Source organism: Streptomyces sp. NPDC086080 (assembly GCF_044540255.1).
In the GTDB taxonomy this organism is placed as follows: domain Bacteria; phylum Actinomycetota; class Actinomycetes; order Streptomycetales; family Streptomycetaceae; genus Streptomyces.
In genome coordinates this window covers 90,204-107,717 of sequence record NZ_JBITRU010000014.1, presented here as the reverse complement: position 1 = coordinate 107,717, position 17,514 = coordinate 90,204, and the positions used below count along the sequence as shown (strand labels likewise).

General features: G+C 71.3%; 14 protein-coding genes and 2 tRNA genes. 10 read left to right on the top strand and 6 right to left on the bottom strand.

What is annotated here, in order from left to right; translation table 11 throughout:
• Nucleotides 1-202 precede the first annotated feature (202 nt).
• A complete protein-coding gene (pepN, locus tag ACIF9R_RS18535; protein WP_399980952.1) occupies nt 203-2,812 on the bottom strand; it encodes an aminopeptidase N in 2,610 nt (869 codons plus the stop codon).
• A 140-nt stretch (nt 2,813-2,952) separates the two neighbouring features.
• On the opposite strand from pepN, the gene ACIF9R_RS18530 reads away from it, so the two are divergent.
• Nucleotides 2,953-3,600, top strand: a complete 648-nt coding sequence (locus tag ACIF9R_RS18530) for a DsbA family protein (protein WP_399980949.1) — start codon at nt 2,953-2,955, stop codon at nt 3,598-3,600.
• A 3-nt stretch (nt 3,601-3,603) separates the two neighbouring features.
• Here ACIF9R_RS18530 and ACIF9R_RS18525 read toward each other — a convergent pair whose 3' ends face one another.
• Entirely contained in the window at nt 3,604-3,846 is a 243-nt protein-coding gene (locus ACIF9R_RS18525) for a hypothetical protein (RefSeq protein ID WP_399980947.1), read from the bottom strand.
• 482 nt (nt 3,847-4,328) lie between these two features.
• On the opposite strand from ACIF9R_RS18525, the gene ACIF9R_RS18520 reads away from it, so the two are divergent.
• The gene (locus ACIF9R_RS18520; protein WP_399980944.1) at nt 4,329-4,913 is read left to right on the top strand and encodes a biotin transporter BioY; all 585 of its coding nucleotides are present in this window, start codon (nt 4,329-4,331) and stop codon (nt 4,911-4,913) included.
• Between the two features lie 98 nt (nt 4,914-5,011).
• On the opposite strand, the gene ACIF9R_RS18515 is transcribed toward ACIF9R_RS18520, so the two are convergent.
• A complete protein-coding gene (locus ACIF9R_RS18515) occupies nt 5,012-5,779 on the bottom strand; it encodes a hypothetical protein (RefSeq protein WP_399980941.1) in 768 nt (255 codons plus the stop codon).
• Nucleotides 5,780-6,010: 231 nt separating this feature from the next.
• On the opposite strand from ACIF9R_RS18515, the gene ACIF9R_RS18510 reads away from it, so the two are divergent.
• From ACIF9R_RS18510 to ACIF9R_RS18500, 3 genes are all read left to right on the top strand, one after another.
• A complete protein-coding gene (locus tag ACIF9R_RS18510) occupies nt 6,011-8,512 on the top strand; it encodes a protein kinase (protein ID WP_399981151.1) in 2,502 nt (833 codons plus the stop codon).
• Between the two features lie 160 nt (nt 8,513-8,672).
• A complete protein-coding gene (locus ACIF9R_RS18505; RefSeq protein WP_399980938.1) occupies nt 8,673-9,158 on the top strand; it encodes a ribose-5-phosphate isomerase in 486 nt (161 codons plus the stop codon).
• A 53-nt stretch (nt 9,159-9,211) separates the two neighbouring features.
• The gene (locus ACIF9R_RS18500) at nt 9,212-10,039 is read left to right on the top strand and encodes an Fpg/Nei family DNA glycosylase (RefSeq protein WP_399980935.1); all 828 of its coding nucleotides are present in this window, start codon (nt 9,212-9,214) and stop codon (nt 10,037-10,039) included.
• Nucleotides 10,040-10,043: 4 nt separating this feature from the next.
• On the opposite strand, the gene ACIF9R_RS18495 is transcribed toward ACIF9R_RS18500, so the two are convergent.
• Complete coding sequence (locus ACIF9R_RS18495; RefSeq protein ID WP_399980932.1) at nt 10,044-11,294, bottom strand: GNAT family N-acetyltransferase; 1,251 nt, start codon at nt 11,292-11,294, stop codon at nt 10,044-10,046.
• A 164-nt stretch (nt 11,295-11,458) separates the two neighbouring features.
• Between ACIF9R_RS18495 and ACIF9R_RS18490 the strand changes: the two genes are divergently transcribed.
• Nucleotides 11,459-12,637, top strand: a complete 1,179-nt coding sequence (locus tag ACIF9R_RS18490) for a PP2C family protein-serine/threonine phosphatase (protein WP_399980930.1) — start codon at nt 11,459-11,461, stop codon at nt 12,635-12,637.
• A gap of 238 nt (nt 12,638-12,875) precedes the next feature.
• Nucleotides 12,876-13,346: an HD domain-containing protein gene (locus ACIF9R_RS18485; protein ID WP_399980927.1), complete on the top strand. Its 471-nt coding sequence runs from the start codon at nt 12,876-12,878 to the stop codon at nt 13,344-13,346.
• Between the two features lie 36 nt (nt 13,347-13,382).
• On the opposite strand, the gene ACIF9R_RS18480 is transcribed toward ACIF9R_RS18485, so the two are convergent.
• Nucleotides 13,383-14,579: an acyltransferase family protein gene (locus tag ACIF9R_RS18480; protein WP_399980924.1), complete on the bottom strand. Its 1,197-nt coding sequence runs from the start codon at nt 14,577-14,579 to the stop codon at nt 13,383-13,385.
• Nucleotides 14,580-15,203: 624 nt separating this feature from the next.
• Here ACIF9R_RS18480 and ACIF9R_RS18475 point away from each other — a divergent pair.
• On the top strand, nt 15,204-15,398 hold the full coding sequence (locus ACIF9R_RS18475) for a hypothetical protein (protein WP_399980922.1): 195 nt from the start codon (nt 15,204-15,206) through the stop codon (nt 15,396-15,398).
• A gap of 92 nt (nt 15,399-15,490) precedes the next feature.
• On the opposite strand, the gene ACIF9R_RS18470 is transcribed toward ACIF9R_RS18475, so the two are convergent.
• Nucleotides 15,491-15,561 (bottom strand) — tRNA-Gly (locus tag ACIF9R_RS18470).
• A gap of 167 nt (nt 15,562-15,728) precedes the next feature.
• Here ACIF9R_RS18470 and ACIF9R_RS18465 point away from each other — a divergent pair.
• Together ACIF9R_RS18465 and tig are read left to right on the top strand one after the other, a co-directional pair.
• Nucleotides 15,729-15,805, top strand: a tRNA-Pro gene (locus ACIF9R_RS18465).
• 166 nt (nt 15,806-15,971) lie between these two features.
• Nucleotides 15,972-17,375 (top strand): trigger factor, encoded by a 1,404-nt coding sequence (gene tig / locus ACIF9R_RS18460; RefSeq protein WP_399980920.1) that lies wholly within the window; start codon nt 15,972-15,974, stop codon nt 17,373-17,375.
• Nucleotides 17,376-17,514 lie beyond the last annotated feature (139 nt).

The following is a 17,514-nucleotide window of genomic DNA, read 5'->3' as shown; positions in this document are numbered from 1 at the left end:
CTCGAACCCCTGTTACAGGCTCGTCGACAAACAAGGACAAGCCCGCACTAAAGGACGCATGTTCGGATACCGAAAACCCCTGGTCCGTTCGCGGACGGCCAGGGGTTACGGCTGCCTCGTGCCGCATTCCGTAACGATGACGGAACGCCGCATCGTAGGCCAAAGGTAGGCGCCCCGAGGAGGCGGGGAGGCGCCGAGGCCCTCAGTGACCGGCGGCCGCCCTGTCGCACTCCTGGCCGCGCAGCGCCCGCGCGAGGTCGTCGCGGGACTCCAGGACCAGGCGGCGCAGGGCCGGGGCCGCGTCCGCGTGGGAGGTGAGCCAGGCGTCCGTCGCGTCCAGCGTCGCCCGCGCGTCCTGCAAGGAGGGGAACAGACCCTTGACCACGACCATGGCGATCTGGATCGACCGCTCGGTCCACACCCGCTCGATCGCGGCGAAGTACTTCTCCGCGTACGGCGCGAGCAGTTCCCGCTGCGACGGCTGGGCGAAGCCCGCGATCGTCGCCTCCACCAGCGCGTTGGACAGCGCGTCCGACTCCACGACCTGGGCCCAGCCCTGCGCCTTGACCGCCGCCGACGGGCGCGCGGCCAGACAGCGCACGTGGTGCCGCTTGCCGGACGCGGTGTCGTCCCTGGCCAGCTCCTCGTCCAGCCGCTTCTCGTCCGCCGCCCCGTGCGCGGCCAGCGGCTCCAGGAACGCCCAGCGCAGCTCCTGGTCCACCTCGAGCCCCGGCAGGGTCTCCGTGCCGTCGAGGAGCGAGGTCAGCAGCTCGAAGTCGGCCGGTGCGTCCGCCGTGCGGGCGAAGAACCTCGCCCACGCCAGCTGGTGCTCGCTGCCCGCCTCGGCGGCCCGCAGCTCGGCCGAGGCGCCGTCGGCGAGCCGGCGCCCGGCCTGCTCCCGCCGCTCGGGCGCGGTGTAGTGCACGGTGGCCGACTCCGCCCACGCGTGCAGCATCTGCAGCACGCCGATGTCGGACTCGCGGCCCGCGAACCTCAGCACCAGCTCGGTGAACTCCCCGGCCGGCAGCAGCGCGTCCCGCGTCATGTTCCACAGCGCCGACCAGCACAGCGCGCGGGCGAGCGGGTCGGTCAGCGAGCCCAGGTGCTCCCGCAGCGTCACCAGTGACGTCTCGTCGAAGCGAGTCTTGCAGTAGGTCAGGTCGTCGTCGTTGACCAGCACCAGCTCCGGCGCGTCCGCGCCCGCCAGCTCCGCCACGACCGTACGCGGCCCGTCGACGTCCGTCTCGGCCTGCGCGTACCGCTCCAGCGTGCCCGCCTCCGTGCGCCGGTAGAGGCCCACCGCCACGCGGTGAGGGCGCAGTTCGGGGTGCCCCGCCGACGGAGTCGGCTGATCGGGCACAGCGGCGGCCTCCTGCACGACGGCCAGCTCGTCGATCCGGCCGTCCGCGTTCAACAGCACCTGCGGAGTGAGGGAGTTGACGCCGGCCGTCTGCAGCCAGGAACGGGACCACGCGCCCATGTCCCGCCCGCTGGTCTCCTCCAGGGCCGACAGCAGGTCACCGAGGCGCGTGTTGCCGTACGCGTGCCGCTTGAAGTAGCGGCGGGCGCCCTCCAGGAACGCGTCCTGGCCGACGTACGCCACCAGTTGCTTGAGCACCGAGGCGCCCTTGGCGTACGTGATGCCGTCGAAGTTGAGCTTGGCGTCCTGCAGGTCGCGGATGTCCGCGGTGATCGGATGGGTGGAGGGCAGCTGGTCCGCCCGGTACGCCCACGCCTTGCGGCGGTTGGCGAAGGTGATCCAGCCGTCGGTGAAGCGGGTCGCGCCGACCAGCGAGAACGCGCCCATGAAGTCGGCGAAGGACTCCTTCAGCCACAGGTCGTCCCACCACTCCATGGTGACCAGGTCGCCGAACCACATGTGCGCCATCTCGTGCAGGACGACGTTCGCCCGGCCCTCGTACGACGCCCGCGTGACCTTGCCCCGGAAGATGAACTCCTCGCGGAAGGTGACCATCCCCGGGTTCTCCATCGCGCCCAGGTTGTACTCCGGCACGAAGGCCTGGTCGTACTTGCCGAACGGGTACGGGTAGTCGAAGTGGTCGTGGAAGAAGTCCAGGCCCTGCTTGGTCACCAGGAAGACGTCGTCGGCGTCGAAGTGCGGGGCGAGGCCCTTGCGGCACATCGCGCCGAGCGGGATCTCCAGCCGCGTGCCGTCCTCGAAGACCCGCTCGTAGGAGTCCGTGACGTAGTGGTACGGGCCCGCGACGACACAGGTGATGTACGTCGAGATGGGCTTGGTCTCGGCGAACCGCCACACCCCGTCGGTGAGTTCACCGGCGCCGTTGCTCCACACGGTCCAGCCCTCGGGCGCGCGCACCTCGAAGCGGTACGGGGCCTTGAGGTCGGGCTGCTCGAAGTTGGCGAAGACCCGGCGGGAGTCGGCGGGCTCGTACTGGGTGTACAGGTACACCTCGCCGTCCTCGGGGTCGACGAAGCGGTGCATGCCCTCGCCGGTACGGGAGTAGGCGCACTGCGCGTCCACGAGCAGTTCGTTCTCCTCGGCGAGGTCCTCCAGCAGGATCCGCGAGCCGTCGAAGACCTGGCCGGGGTCGAGGTCCCGCCCGTTCAGGGAGACGGCGGTGACGCCCGGCGCGATCAGGTCCGCGAAGCTGCTCGCGCCCGGCTCGGCGCAGCGGAACCGCACGGTGGTCACGGACCGGAAGGTGCGCGGACCCTCGCCGCTGTGCTCGCCGAGTGCCGACCGGAGGTCGAGGGACACCTCGTACCCGTCCACGGACAGCAGGGCGGCCCGCTCCCGGGCCTCGTCACGGGTCAGGTTCTCACCGGGCACGGGTGGACTCCTCATGCGTCGTCGTCGACAGGGATGGACAGGACCGATCCTGCCATGCGCCCCTGACCCGGGGCAGCCGGGAATGGGCGGGGCGGGCCGCGGCGTTGTCGCGCTGGGATACCACCTTCACGAGGAGTGACATGCCGGACAAGTCTCCCGCCACGCCCGTCGACTTCTGGTTCGACCCGCTGTGCCCCTGGGCCTGGATGACCTCGCGCTGGGTGCGGGAGGTGGAGAAGGTGCGGGACATCGAGGTCCGCTGGCATCTGATGAGCCTCGCGGTGCTCAACGAGGACAAGCTCGACGAGCTCCCCGACGACTACCGCGAGCTGCTGGAGACCAAGGCCTGGGGGCCGGTCCGGGTCGTCGTCGCGGCACAGGAGGAGCACGGCGCGCAGGTGCTCGGCGACCTCTACACCGCTCTCGGCACCCGCATCCACACCAACGGCGAGGGCCCCGGCAGGGAGACGGTCGCCGCCGCCCTGAAGGAGGTCGGCCTGCCCGCCTCCCTCATGGAGCACTGGGACTCCACCCCGTACGAGCCCCAGCTGCGCGCCTCCCACAAGGAGGGCATCGACAAGGTCGGCCAGGACGTCGGTACGCCCGTGATAGCGGTTCCCGGCCCCGACGGGGAGCAGATCGCCTTCTTCGGCCCGGTCGTCACCCCGGCCCCGAAGGGCGAGGAGGCCGCCCGCCTGTGGGACGGCACCCTCGCGGTGGCCTCCGTCCCCGGCTTCTACGAGATCAAGCGCAGCCGCACGAAGGAGCCGGACTTCAGCAACCTGTGACGCTCACTCCGGCGGCAGCAGTTTGACGGGCTCGCGGAACGGGTTCTCGGCCAGGTGCCTGCGCAAGGTCCGGCACCGCCCGCCGGTCTCCGCGTCCACGACGTTCTCGCAGAGCCACAAGTCGTACACGGCCCTGAGGCCCAGCTGCTCCTTGGCCCTGGCCTCTTCGCCTCGGGTCAGCTGCCGGTGGGGATGCCTCCCCTTGCAGGTCGAGCAGCTCAGCGTCAGTGTCCTGGGTGTCGCCATTGTGCAACCATGACCCGGATTGCCGCATACCGGAAGCCCCCGTGAGTCACGTCCTCGCGAGGGCTTCCTTCTTTCCGCCTGCCGGGTGAACGGTGAGAAGGCGACCACAGGGGCAGGGGCTTATTGCACTTGAGTTGCAATAGCAGGCTAACAGCAGAAAGGGCTGTCCGTGGGTCCCGGCGCACGCGGTGGCCCGCGCGTGTTCCGGAGTTCCCGTGATGCCGCGCGGGGTGCTGGAACGCCGGCACGCCCCCTCCGCCGGTTTGGTGGTTCCCTACAGCCGCCGTTCCCCCGCCGCCTGTTGGCGACACCACCTCACCTCAGTGACCGGCGTCACCCCGTACCCCCGGCCATCCGTGATCTTTGTCCGGAGCCCACCAAGTCCGTGTTCGCGCCTTTGTCGAACGCTGACGGTGATCGGCGCGGGGGCACCGGTATAGCGTCACGGTGTCCCCAACCGCCCTCATCCCCGCGGAGACCCCATGAGCACCGCTTCCGTCACGTCCGCCCGCCCCGGACAGGTCCTGGCCGACCTCATCCCGGCCTCCCGCGTCCGGGATGTCGCGCTGGTGCTCGGCGGTGCCGCGTTCACCGGCCTCGCCGCCCAGATCGCGGTGCCCGTCCCCGGCTCCCCGGTGCCGGTGACCGGCCAGACCTTCGCGGCGCTCCTCGTCGGCACCGCCCTCGGCGCCCGCCGCGGCTTCGCCTCCCTCGCGGTGTACGCGCTGGTGGGCATGGCCGGGGTGCCGTGGTTCGCGGAGGGCAACTCGGGGATGGCGGCGCCGTCCTTCGGCTACATCCTCGGCATGCTGCTGGCCGCCGCCGCCGTGGGCGCGCTCGCCCGCCGTGGCGCCGACCGCTCCGTCTGGCGGACGGCGGGCACCATGGTGCTCGGCTCCGCGATCATCTACGCCGTCGGCGTGCCCTACCTGGCTCTCGCCACCGGTATGTCCGCCTCCGCCGCGATCGCGGCCGGCCTGACCCCGTTCCTCATCGGCGACGCCCTGAAGGCGGCCCTGGCGATGGGCGTGCTGCCGACGGCCTGGAAGTTCGCCGGCAAGCGGTGACCGTCTGACGGCGCACGAGGACGAGGCTCGCCGGTCGTGGTCGACGGCGAGCCTCTTCGCGTGGCGCCACCGGGGCACGGTGTCCCGGCCCGCCGGTGTTACGGCGCCCCGGCCCCGGTCCCGGTCCCGGTTTTGGCCCCGGTCCCGGTCCGGGCCTCGGCCCGTCGGCGCGAGGACCACCACAGTGCGGCCGCGCCGGCCGTGACCATCGAGGCGGCGGCAGCCCCCAGCAGCGCCTGCCGTTCGGCGGGCCCCGTCCGGGCCAACTCATCCGCTCCCGGGCCGGCCGGCTGGTTGTCGGTACCGAGGAGCAGCGGGGTCGCCGGGGCGTCGGGCGAGGGATTGGCGGTACCGAACGGCACCGGCCCCTGCTGCCAGAACGTCTTCGTGCCGTCCGCCGACTGCACGGGCAGACAGATCTTCCCGGCCTTGCTCAGGTCGTACGTCGCGTCGACGGCGTACGACTTCGAGGCGCCCGCCGCGAGAGTGCCGACGGGGCAGCTGAAACCGCTGTTCGAGCCCTCCGGAAGATTTTCCTCGGCAATGGGGGAGCAGCCTTCGGCTTTCTCGACGGTGAGCCCGTCGAAACCGACGACGAGAAGGCTGATCTCTCCGCTGTCCGCGGTTCCCCCGTTCTTCACCGTGGCGGTGATGTCGGTCTTTCCCGAATCATTGTCGACGGAGATCTTCGCGGGCAGAAGTGTGGTCAGTTCGACCCCCGCGGGAGCCTGGTCGACGACCTTTCCCCCTTTACTGCTCCCCGGTCCCTGATCGTCCGCTCCGGCGGTTCCGGAAAGGATCAGGACCGCCGAGAAGGATGCTATGACCAGCGATCCTGTGGTGATCGTCGTGCGACGAGAACTCATGTTCGCCCCCCTTGCCTGCGCCTGAATTCGGCGTACTGGAAGAGGTACCACAAGATTTGTCCGCACTATGCTGGGACGGCCTGAAGTGTGACTATTGAGTTTCACGCGGCGCATCGCGAACCATCGCGGAGGGGGTGCAGCCCATTGCCGGGAAATATGCACAGTGGCGGTGTTCCAGGGATACTGGTGGCAGGGCGGTATCGGCTGGTCCAGAGTATCGGCCAGGGGGGAATGGGGCGGGTGTGGCGGGCCGCCGACGAAATCCTCGACCGGCAGGTCGCGGTGAAGGAAATGCGGGTGGACGGCCTCGACGCGGAGGACTCCGGAACGCGCCGGGAGCGCACCCTGCGCGAGGCGAGGGCGACCGCCCGGATCGACCACCCCCATGTCGTACGGGTCTACGACGTGGTCGACGAGGGCGAACGCCTGTGGATCGTCATGGAGTTGGTGGCCGGCCGCTCGCTGGAGCGGATCATCGCGGAGGACGGGCCGCTGGACCCGCGTGCCACGGCGCGCATCGGGCTGGGGCTGCTGGCGGCGCTGCGGCAGGTCCATGCGCGGGGTGTGCTGCACCGGGACATCAAGCCCGGGAACGTGCTGGTGGAGGAAGCGGAAGGGCGACGTACCGTCCTCACGGACTTCGGTATCGCCGCGATCCAGGACGCCAAGGCCCTCACCATGGTGGGGATGCTGGTCGGCTCCCCCGACTACATGGCCCCCGAGCGGGTCTCCGGGCGGCCGCAGGGCCCGCCGTCGGACCTCTGGTCCCTTGGGGCCACCCTCTGCGCGGCCCTGGCCGGCCACTCCCCCTTCACCCGCGCGACCACCCTGGCCACCCTGCACGCGGTCCTCTACGAACCCCCCGACATCCCCCCGTCGGCGGGCCCTCTGCGCGACATCCTCACCGCCCTCCTGCACAAGGACCCCGGCGCCCGCCCCACCCTCGACGTCCTGCGCTCCACCCTGACCCTCATAGCCCACCCACCCCCGACCCCCACGCTCCCCTCCCTCCTCCCACCGACGGCCCCGACCCCCCTCGCCCCCGATCCTCCGGGCGCGGAGGGAGAGCCGGGCGCCGGCGTCAGGGGCTCGGGGCAGGGGGAACCGGACTTCGCCGACGGCGGACCGAGGGGAACGGAACCCCGGGCCGAAGAGGCGGGCTCGATCCCGGTCCCGGTCCCGATCCCGATCCCGATCCCGGGGACGAGGGACGGGGCGGACGCTTCCGAGGCGGGGGGCCCGGGGCGGCCTGAGCACGCCGACGGGCCTGACGATGCCGGGCTCGGTCTTGAGCGCTCGGGGCGTGGGGGCGTAGGCGGGGTCGCGGAGCCCGGGGGCGGGCCGCTTGCTCCGGGGCCCGGTGTCGCGGGTTCCGCCCCTCGCGGAGCCGAGTCCTCCGGACCTGGGGGAGTGGGCGGTGCCAGTGCTCCCGGGGCGACCGGCGGCCCCGCGAGCCCCGAGCCGGGTGACGCGGACCCCGGGTCCCACGAACTCGATCCCGTCCCAGAAGCCTCCGGGGTGAGCGGCCAACGCCCGGCCCCGGAGCCTGGCGCGCTCCAGACGCCCGAGACCGCCGCCGGACGCCCGGGGCGCGGACTCGCCGGCCCGGGGTCTCCGGTCGGCGCCGAGTCGTATGGGCCCGGGATCGGAGGGCAGTGGTCCGGTCCCGGGAGTGGGGGCTCCGGTCCGGAGCTTGGGAGTGCGCTTGAGGCGCCCGAGGCCGCCGGCGGACGCCCGGGGCACGGAGTCGGCGGCCCGGGGTCTCCGGTCGGTGGAGGCCTGTACCGGGGCGAAGGGCTTGGAGCGGGCAGCCCGGATGCCCCGACCGGTGGGGAGTCGTACGGACCGGGGGCCGGACCGCAGCGGTCGGAGACCGGGAGTGCGGGATCCGGCCCGGAGCCGTGGCCCGTGAAGGCCCGGGCCGGGACCGGCGGGCCGGGCGGGGAGCCGGAGGGGGGCACGGGGGGCGGCGGGGTGCCCGTTGCCCGGCGTGGACGAGCAGCAGCGGCGGCGGAGGACGTCGAGCTGGCCCGGGCGCTCACCGAGCGGCGGCCGGTGCCCCTGCCGGAGGGCGGAACCGCCCCGGACGGCGCGGTCGCGGCCGACCGGAGCCGCGCCGGACGGCGACGGCGGCGGCGGGCCATGGTGGCCGCCGCTGCCGCCGGGGTCGCCGCCGTGGCCGTGGCCGTCGTCCTGGTGGCGACGGCCGGTGAGACGGGGCGCCGTGACCGGGCCGGCGCCTCGGCGAGCGCCCCGTCCGTCACCGGCACCCCCTCGCCCACCGTCGAAGGCACCTCCCGTCCCGCCACCCTCCCCCCGGGCGCCCGCCGGGAGGCGGGCGGGTTCGCCTGGGCGCCGCCCGACGGGTGGCGGCGGGACGTGCAGACGGGAGCCGAGATCCACTACACGTCCCCGGACGGCAGCCAGGAACTCGCCGCGAAGTCCTCCCTCGCCCGCGGTGACCTCCTCGAGACCTGGCAGACCTCGGAACGCAACGCCCACCAGGGCCAGGACTACGTGAAGATCCGACTGGGGGAGACGACGTTCCGCGGCCACCCCGCGGTGATCTGGGAGTACACCTTCACCCTCAAGGGCCTCCCCTGGCACGCCCGGCTGCTGGGCTTCAACGTCGACGGCACGTCGTACCAGATCAACACCTGGTACCGCCCGGAGACCGGGGCGGCGGCGCTGAAGACGTACGAGAGGGTCAAGAAGAGCTTCACGGTGCTCTGAAACAGGGCCAGGACGCCCGCGGCCGTCACCCCGCGGGCCCCGGCCCTCGGCCCCCTTCCCGGCAACGTGTCCGCCCGCCCGGACCCGTGACGAGCCCCCGCGCGCGCCCCTGCGGCCACCCCGAGCCGCCGCCCCGCGGCAGCCATGTCACACTCGACGCATGCGCGTGTATCTCGGCTCCGACCATGCGGGCTACGAACTCAAGAACCACCTCGTCGACTGGCTCAGGGACGCGGGTCATGAGCCCGTCGACTGCGGCCCGCACATCTACGACGCCCAGGACGACTACCCGCCCTTCTGCCTCCGCGCCGCGGAGCGGACCGCCGCGGACCCGGGCTCCCTCGGCATCGTGATCGGCGGCTCCGGCAACGGCGAGCAGATGGCCGCGAACAAGGTCAAGGGCGTACGGGCGGCCCTGGCGTGGAGCGAGGAGACGGCGGCTCTGGGCCGTCAGCACAACGACGCCAACGTCGTCGCGGTGGGCGCGCGCATGCACAGCCAGGACGAGGCGACGAAGTTCGTCGAGATCTTCCTGAGCACCCCCTTCTCCGGTGACGAGCGGCACATCCGCCGGATCGACATGCTCTCCGCCTACGAGACCTCCGGCGATCTCCCCCCGATCCCGGCCCACCACCCCCAGCAGTAGCCGGCGGCCCACGGGACGAGAAAGAAGAGCGAGCGAGGGGGGGGAGCCAACCCGTGCCCGAAGGTCACACGATCCACCGGCTGGCCAAGGACTGTGCCGAGGCCTTCGTGACCGGCGCCCCCCTCCGCGTCACCAGCCCCCAGGGCAAGTTCACCGACGCCGCCGCCCTTCTCGACCGCACCCCGCTGCACACCACCGACGCCCACGGCAAGCATCTCTTCCTCGGCTTCGGCGACCCCGAGCCCGAGCACACCGACTGGGTCCACATCCACCTCGGCCTGTTCGGCAAGGTCACCTTCGGCCCGGCCCCGGCACCGCCGCCCACGGACACCGTCCGTCTCCGCCTCGCCGACGACACCTCGTACGTCGATCTGCGGGGCCCCACCACCTGCGCCCTGATCACGGACGGCGAGAAGCGGGCGGTGCACGACCGGCTCGGCCCCGACCCGCTCCGCCCGGACGCCGACCCGGCCCTCGCGTACCGGAGGATCAGCCGGAGCCGTACGACGATCGCCGCGCTCCTGATGGACCAGAAGGTCATCGCCGGAGTGGGCAACGTCTACCGCGCCGAAGTCCTCTTCCGGCACGGCATCGACCCGTACCGCGCGGGCCGGGACATCACGCGGGCCCAGTGGGACGCGATCTGGGCCGACCTGGTCGCCCTCATGCGCGAGGGCGTCCGCGACAACCGCATCGACACCGTCCGCCCGGAACACACCCCCGAGGCGATGGGCCGCCCGCCGCGCGTCGACGACCACGGCGGCGAGGTGTACGTCTACCGCAGGGCCAACCTGCCCTGCCACATCTGTGGCGGCGAGATCCGCACCGCCGACCTCGCCGCCCGCAACCTCTTCTGGTGCCCCGCCTGCCAGCGCCCCTGAACCCTCAGAAGCCGTGCGGCAGCCACGGCGCGGGCCCGCTGCCGAACGCCAGGGACGCCTCCGCCAGTGCACCGCCCCGCAGTTCACGCACCCGGCCGGCCGCGGCAAGCGCGGTGAGACTCACCCCGCCCAGATAGGCGGCGCCCAACTCCCTTACGGACAGGGTGAGATCGGCGGCATCCTTCGTACGCACGCACGAGGCGCCCTTCGCGTCACCGGTCAGCCGCCAACGCCCCGTGTTCCAGGGGCAGAAGACGTCGTCCACCTCGAACACGACGTCCACCGGGGCCTGATACGTCCGCGCCCGGAGCGCCGCGCCGACGTCCACCAGCCGCACATACAGCGCGTCCCGCATGCGCGGCCGGCACCGCCGTATGTCCGACACCAGGTACTGCCAGCTCTCGTCCACCGGCCGCCCCCGTGCCACCAGCGTCGACGTCAGGTCGATGTCGAACAGGAAGCGCCACAGCGCCGCTTCCGCCGCCGGATCCAGTGCCTGCAGCGCGCTGAGGGCCACCTCCCCGTCGGGTCCGCCCGGCCCCCAGGACGGCTTCACCCGGAACCGCGCGTACCCGACCGTCCCACCGTCCCGCTCGGCGACCACGCACTGAAGCGGTGACGCCCCGCCCCGCTCGCTCTCCGGGTCGAGCACCCCCAGCCGCTCCCAGCCCGGCCCCCGCGCCAGCATTCCCGGGCGTCGCGGCACCAGTTGGGCGTAGACCGCCTCGCAGGCGTCCAGCACATCACCGGGCGCGGCGTACCGCAGCCGTACGTCATCAGTGCCGGGCGGCACCGACAGACCCGCGCGTACCGTGTCGATCTCCGCGTCCCTCTGGAAGGTGGCCGCGCCGTAGCCGAACCGGCCGTAGATCGCCGGCTCGGACGCGGTGAGCACCGCCAGCGGCTCACCCCAGGAACGGACGTCGTCCAACTGCCGTCGCATCAGGGACGTCAGCACCCCGCGCCGTCGGTGCGTGGCGGCGACGCCGACCATCGTGACACCCGCGGCCGGCACGGACGCGCCGCCGGGCACGGTCAGCCGGAAGCGGAACGCACCGGCCGATCCCACGCACTCCTCGCCGTCCCAGGCACCCAGGAAGCGGTCGAACTCGGTGAGTGAGTTCCACAGTTCCCGCTCCTCCTCCGCCTCCGGCGGCCCGCCGAAGGCGCGGATGAGATGCGCGTACAGTGCGTCCCACTCATCAGGTTTCAGTACCCGGAGTTCGGGCGCGGGGCCCGCATGCTCGTTCGCCATGAGCCCATGCCTACCAGGGCAATGCGGGACGAGCGAGAGAATTTTCCCTGGTTGGCCCCGTGGCGGCGTCCCGTGAAGTTGACTGTGATTCCGGTCCCCGGTCAGGGGGACAACCAGGACCTCCCGTGCCAAGCGGCCGGTCCGATGTATAGGGTCCCGAACTAATGGCAGCAGGACGAGAGCGGCGCGCGGAAGCCGACACGTTCACGGCCCGGTTGAAGAAGCAGTGGCACCGGGTCCGCGTCGGCGTGCGCCGAGCCGCCGTCGACTACTTCCGCGGGGACGGCTCCGACTGGATCGCGCTCATCGGTCTGCTCCTCACCGTCCCGCTGATCGCGGCGGGGACGCTCGCCAACTCCGTGTGGTGCGCGCCGGCCGCCCTGGCCGTCCCGATCGTCGTGGGCGGTCTGCTGCTGCGTCCGGCGAGCCTGCTCGGCCTGTACGCGGCGGCGGCGACCGCCTTGATCGTGGAGGCGGTACAGCTCGGCCCCTACACCGAGGGCGCGGCCCGGGTCACCCCCGGTGTGGTGCTCGTCGTCGCGGCCTGCGGCTTCTTCGGTCTGCTCGTCGCCCAGTTCCGCAGCCGGGTGGGCGTGCCCTGGCGGCGCGGCGGCACCATGCTGTTCGACCTGCGCGAGCGCATCCGGGTGCAGAGCAAGCTGCCGGCCCTGCCGCGCGGCTGGCACCGCGAGATGGCTCTGCGCCCGGCCGGCGGACAGTCCTTCTCCGGCGACTTCGTGGTCGCGGCCCGCACCAACGGCGGGCGCACGATGGAGGTCGTCCTGACGGACGTCTCCGGCAAGGGCATGGACGCCGGTTCACGCGCCCTGCTGCTGTCGGGCGCCTTCGGCGGTCTGCTCGGCAGCCTCCCGCCGCACGCCTTCCTCCCGGCCGCCAACGGCTATCTGCTCCGCCAGGACTGGGACGAGGGCTTCGCCACCTCCATCCACCTGGTGCTCGACCTGGACTCCGGCGACTACGAGCTCTACTCCGCCGGTCACCCGCCGGGCCTCCAGCTCAGCGCAGGCAGCGGCCGCTGGGAGGAGAAGGCGGCCGACGGTCCCCTGCTCGGCGTGTACGACGGCGCCCAGTTCGACTCGGTGAAGGGCTCACTGCGGCCCGGAGACGTGCTGATGCTGTTCACCGACGGCCTGGTGGAGACCTCCGACCGGGACATGGTCGAGGGCATCGACCGCCTCACCGGCGAGGCCGACCGCTACGTGGCCGGCGGCTTCCACGGCGCGGCCTGGCATCTCATCGAGGCGGTCGCCAGGGACGTCAACGACGACCGGGCCCTGCTGCTCATATGCCGTGAGGGCCCGACGGCCGCCGCCGCCCGCTGACCGGCACCCGGCTGTCCCGTCCCACCCGGCGACCCGTGCACCACGCGCCGCGGACGGCTCACCCGCACCCGGCCGGTCTGCTCGGGCCTTCGCTCCAGCGGGTCCGGTCGCACCCCTTCCGGCGGCGTACGACGGCCCGTCATCTCCCCTTCTGCCCGATCCGGCGGCGTACGACGGCGGCCCGTCATCTCCCCTCGCGCCCGCACTCCGACCGGCCGGTGCGGGGCACACTGGACGGGTGACCGAGACACCGCGCGCCCCGTTCCAGCCCCTCACCCCGGACCGGGTGGAGGCCACCGCCCGCGCCGCGCACGCCGGGCAGACCGACAAGGCGGGCCGGCCCTACGCCGAGCACCTCCAGGCCGTCGCCGAGGGCGTACGCTCCCGCGGTGGCGACGAGGAACAGATCGCGGCGGCCTGGCTGCACGACGCCGTCGAGGACGACCGGCTCACGCGGCAGTGGCTCCACGACGCCCCGCTCACCCGGCGGACCAAGGACATCGTCCTCGCGGTCACCAAACGGCCCGCGGAGCCGCCCGAGGCGTACGCGGCCCGCATCCTCGCCACCCCCGGCGCGCTGCTGGTGAAGGAGGCCGACCTGGCGCACAACGCCGACCCGGCCCGGCTCGCGGTCCTCGACGCGACCACCCGGAAAAGGCTGACCGAGAAGTACGCGCGGATGCGCGCACTCCTCGGCCTGGTGGAGTGAATCGGATCGGCCTGTCGACGTGAGACGGACCGGACGCTAGACCGGGACCTTCTCATCCCGCGTGCACGTCCCGGAGTTCTCCCGCGGCGCGTGGCCACGTGTCACCTCGGCCGGGTCCTGCTGCCGGAAGGCCCACGCCATCTTCGGCTCCACCACGCACCGCAGGGCCCGCCGCACCGGTGCGGCGCACAGCGCCGTGGTGACGGCGGCCGCGAGGACGGTCAGCCCGATCACGCCGAGCGGTTCGTGCAGTGCCGGATGGTCGAACCAGCCCGCGTAGATGCCCGCTTTCACGAAGAAGCCGTGCAGCAGGTAGCCGTACATCGTCCCCGCGCCGAGCGCCGTGAACCACATGCGGCGGCGCGGCACCCAGGAGAGGAAGCACGCGGTGAGCACCAGCGAGCAGGCAAGTGTCCCGAACACCATGATCGGTCCCGACCACCACGGGGCGCTCAACTCCTGCGCGGCGCTCGTGTGGTAGAGCCAGTCGATGTGCATGCGCGGCACCGAATACCAGGCGACGGCCGTCGCCGCGGCCAGCACCGGCAGGGACATCAGACGCACCGAGCGGTGCCGCACTTGCCGGAAGTGCTCGGGCCGCAGTGTCAGGCCCAGCACGAAGAACGGCAGGAACTGCAGCACCCGCTGCAGTTCCAGGTCGTTACCGATCTGCGGCGACACGGAGCCCAGGGCGGCGAGGACCAGGGAGACCGCCAGCGGATGACGAACCGTCCTCCACACCGGGGTGGTCACCCGCCAGATGACCAGCGCGCACAGGAACCACAGGTGGTACGTGGGGTCCAGCAGTGTCACGCCGTAGTTCGGATTGCCGTTCCCGTAGCGCTCGAACAGGGAGTAGGCGGTCTCGAAGACGACATAGGGGACGATCACACCGGTGATCAGCCGCTTCACACGCTTGGGCCCCAGGTCGAAACCGCGCGAGAAGTAGCCGGAGATCAGGATGAACGCCGGCATGTGGAACGTGTACACGATGCGATAGGCGGTCTCCATGGCCCGGTCGTCCAGGACCTGTCCCCAGGCGTGGCCCACGGCCACCAGCAGGATCGCCAGATACTTGGCGTTGTCGAAGAACGCGTCGCGCTGTCTGCCGGACGGTGCCGGGCGGTCGTTCTCCTTGTTCGGGGCGCGTGGGCTGGGTACTCCGTCAGCCAGTGACTCCGCCGGGGGGAGCGGTGCCCTGTGGTTGCCGTACGTTCGCTGCGAGTTCGTCACCGACCCTCCCGGCGGAAACACGGGGAGACGATAGGTGGGCTCGCTGCGCTTGCGGGGGACGTGGCAGCGTGGAACATCTGAGGCATCCTAGCGTTGTCCTTGGCATTCCGTGAAGCGCCGATGTCGTTATCGGTATTCGATCCGGGTACCCCTGATCGGGGAATGTGTGCGTCCCGGTGAAGTGATGGTCGGCACAGGGCGTCGGTAAGCGCCTCGAATCGCGGTGAACGACCGTACTTTGTCACGATTTTTCCGCTCCTATCCAGGCGTAGGACCGGCCGGCGACTCCATGGATATGTCTGCTTTCACTCCTCTTCCCGGGTTCTCCCGCGGTTTGTTGAGGTATCCACGACCTCAATTCGAATGACATGCGCCTGTATGGTGTGGGGACGGTAACGGGCTGGTCGAATTTCCCGCGCGGGTGCTTCGTCGAATTGTCTTGCGATAAAACGCCGTTGGCCCGCGCGGGCGTGTACGGCCTCCCGCACCCGGGCGCCGCGGCGCGGATGATGTGTCAGCTGCCGCATAGGGGGGCCATGTTGGTGGCACGATGGTTCTGGCGGGGTGCGCGGGGTCGCGTCGCCCGGGCCGGGGAAGCCGAACCGACCAAGGGTGTGATCAGTTGTGGCCATTTCACTGTCAGTGGTGCTTCTGTTGGCGATCATCCTGGTGGTGTTGATCAGAGGCGGCTCCCTCAAGGCGGGGCCGGCGGTCGTCGCCGTCCTCTTCGGCTTCTTCCTCGCCTCGACCGGCATGGCCGACGACATCCAGCGGTTCCTGGACTCGATAGCCGAGATGATCAACTCGATCAGCTTCTGACCCCGCCCGGTCCGCCCACGCCGGGCACCCGCCGCGAAAACGATCAGGGCCGGACCGAGGAGAAGACCTCGGTCCGGCCCTGAGCCGTACAGAGCGGGCGACGGGAATCGAACCCGCGTAGCTAGTTTGGAAGACTAGGGCTCTACCATTGAGCTACGCCCGCACGGAGCGCGCCGCGCGTCGGAAGGCCGCGGCACTGACAGGCATCGTAGCGGGTTGTACGCCCTCGTCGCACACCCCGTTTCCGGACTGCCCATCGGCGCCGCACCGGGCCCGGGTAATGCGGCGGCCGTTCCGCCTGGGGGCATGTACCCTACGTGTCGCACCAGACGGGGTGTGGCGCAGCTTGGTAGCGCGTCCGCTTTGGGAGCGGAAGGCCGTGGGTTCAAATCCCGCCACCCCGACCATCCATCTGCTTCACGCACCGGTGATCGCCTTTTGGGTGCCGTAGCCGCTGCCGTTACTATGCAAGCTGCACGCCCTGTGTGTCTCTGAAGTCCTCCGGGCGGCGAATCGGCCGGACCGTTCTGGTCCCGGCAGAACCCGAGAAGTCAGCCACAAGGAGACCGAACCGTGAAGAGCGCCGTGGAGACCCTGAACCCGACCCGGGTTCGGCTCACTGTCGAGGTGCCCTTCGAGGAGCTCAAGGACAGCCTCGACGCGGCGTACAAGAAGATCAACCAGCAGGTCACGGTGAAGGGCTTCCGCAAGGGCAAGGTCCCGGCCCGGGTCATCGACCAGCGCTTCGGCCGCGGTGCGGTGCTGGAGGAGGCCGTCAACGACGCCCTCCCGAAGTTCTACACCGACGCCGTCAACGAGGCGGAGCTGAACCCCCTGGGCCAGCCCGAGGTCGACATCACGGAGCTGAAGGACGGCGAGACGCTGAACTTCACCGCCGAGGTCGACATCCGCCCGGTCATCGAGATCCCGGACTACTCCGGCATCGAGGTCGAGGTCGACGCCGTCGAGGTCACCGACGAGGACGTCGACAAGTCGGTCGAGCAGCTCCGCGAGCGCTTCGCCTCCACCTCCCCGGTGGAGCGCGCCGCCGAGGATGGCGACGTCGTCACCATCGACCTGGAGGCCAGGGTCGAGGGCGAGGTCCTCGAGGACGGCGTCGCCAGCGACGTGTCCTACACCATCGGCTCCGGCGAGCTGCTGGACGGCATCGACGACGCCGTGAAGGGCCTGGAGGCCGGTGGCGAGGCCACCTTCACCTCCGAGCTCAAGGGCGGCTCCGCGGCCGGCAAGGAGGCCGAGGTCACCGTCAAGGTCTCCCAGGTCGCCGCGCGCGAGCTGCCCGAGCTGGACGACGAGTTCGCCCAGCTCGCCTCGGAGTTCGACACCCTCGAGGAGCTGAAGGCGGACAGCCGCAAGCGCCTGGAGAACATGAAGGAGTACGACCAGGCCACGCAGGCCCAGGAGCGCGTCCTGGAGAAGCTGCTCGAGCTGGTCGAGGTCCCGGTCCCCGAGAAGCTGCTCGAGGACGAGATCAACACCCGTAAGCACAACCTCGAGCACCACCAGCTCGGCCAGATGGGCCTCGACCTCGCGAAGTACCTGGAGATCCAGGGCAAGACCGAGGAGGAGTTCGACGCCGAGACCCGTGAGGCCGCGGTCAAGGGCATCAAGACCCAGTTCGTCCTCGACGAGCTCGTCAAGCAGGAGAAGCTGAACGTCAACCAGGAGGAGCTCACCGAGCACCTCATGCGGCGTGCCTCCTCCTCCGGCATGTCCCCCGACCAGTTCGCCCAGGCCGTCGTCGAGCAGGGCCAGGTCCCGCTCCTCGTCGGTGAGGTCGCCCGCGGCAAGGCCCTGGCCGTCGTGGTCGAGAAGGCCACGGTCAAGGACACCAACGGCGAGATCATCGACCTCGACGACGAGGAAGAGGACGAGACCACCGAGTCCGCGTCCGCGGTCGAGGCCGAGGGCACCGAGCAGGCCGAGGCCCCCGCCGAGGAGAAGACCGAGGGCTGACCCCTCCGTCACCTCTGACGTGATCACCAGGGCCCCGGGACACACAAGACCCGGGGCCCTGCCACACCCCCGGGGGCGCGGCGAACCGCGCGACCTTCGTGCGACTCCGGTGCATCGCGGGCCGGCGCCGGGGATGCCC

What these genes read in the sequence shown, in the direction of transcription:
- ACIF9R_RS18515 (WP_399980941.1), bottom strand. Translation starts at nt 5,779, where the DNA reads ATGAGTTCTCGTCGCACGACGATCACCACAGGATCGCTGGTCATAGCA.
- ACIF9R_RS18520 (WP_399980944.1), top strand. Translation starts at nt 4,329, where the DNA reads ATGAGCACCGCTTCCGTCACGTCCGCCCGCCCCGGACAGGTCCTGGCC.
- ACIF9R_RS18530 (WP_399980949.1), top strand. Translation starts at nt 2,953, where the DNA reads ATGCCGGACAAGTCTCCCGCCACGCCCGTCGACTTCTGGTTCGACCCG.
- ACIF9R_RS18510 (WP_399981151.1), top strand. Translation starts at nt 6,011, where the DNA reads ATGGGGCGGGTGTGGCGGGCCGCCGACGAAATCCTCGACCGGCAGGTC.
- ACIF9R_RS18505 (WP_399980938.1), top strand. Translation starts at nt 8,673, where the DNA reads ATGCGCGTGTATCTCGGCTCCGACCATGCGGGCTACGAACTCAAGAAC.
- ACIF9R_RS18495 (WP_399980932.1), bottom strand. Translation starts at nt 11,294, where the DNA reads ATGGCGAACGAGCATGCGGGCCCCGCGCCCGAACTCCGGGTACTGAAA.
- ACIF9R_RS18525 (WP_399980947.1), bottom strand. Translation starts at nt 3,846, where the DNA reads ATGGCGACACCCAGGACACTGACGCTGAGCTGCTCGACCTGCAAGGGG.
- ACIF9R_RS18490 (WP_399980930.1), top strand. Translation starts at nt 11,459, where the DNA reads ATGGCAGCAGGACGAGAGCGGCGCGCGGAAGCCGACACGTTCACGGCC.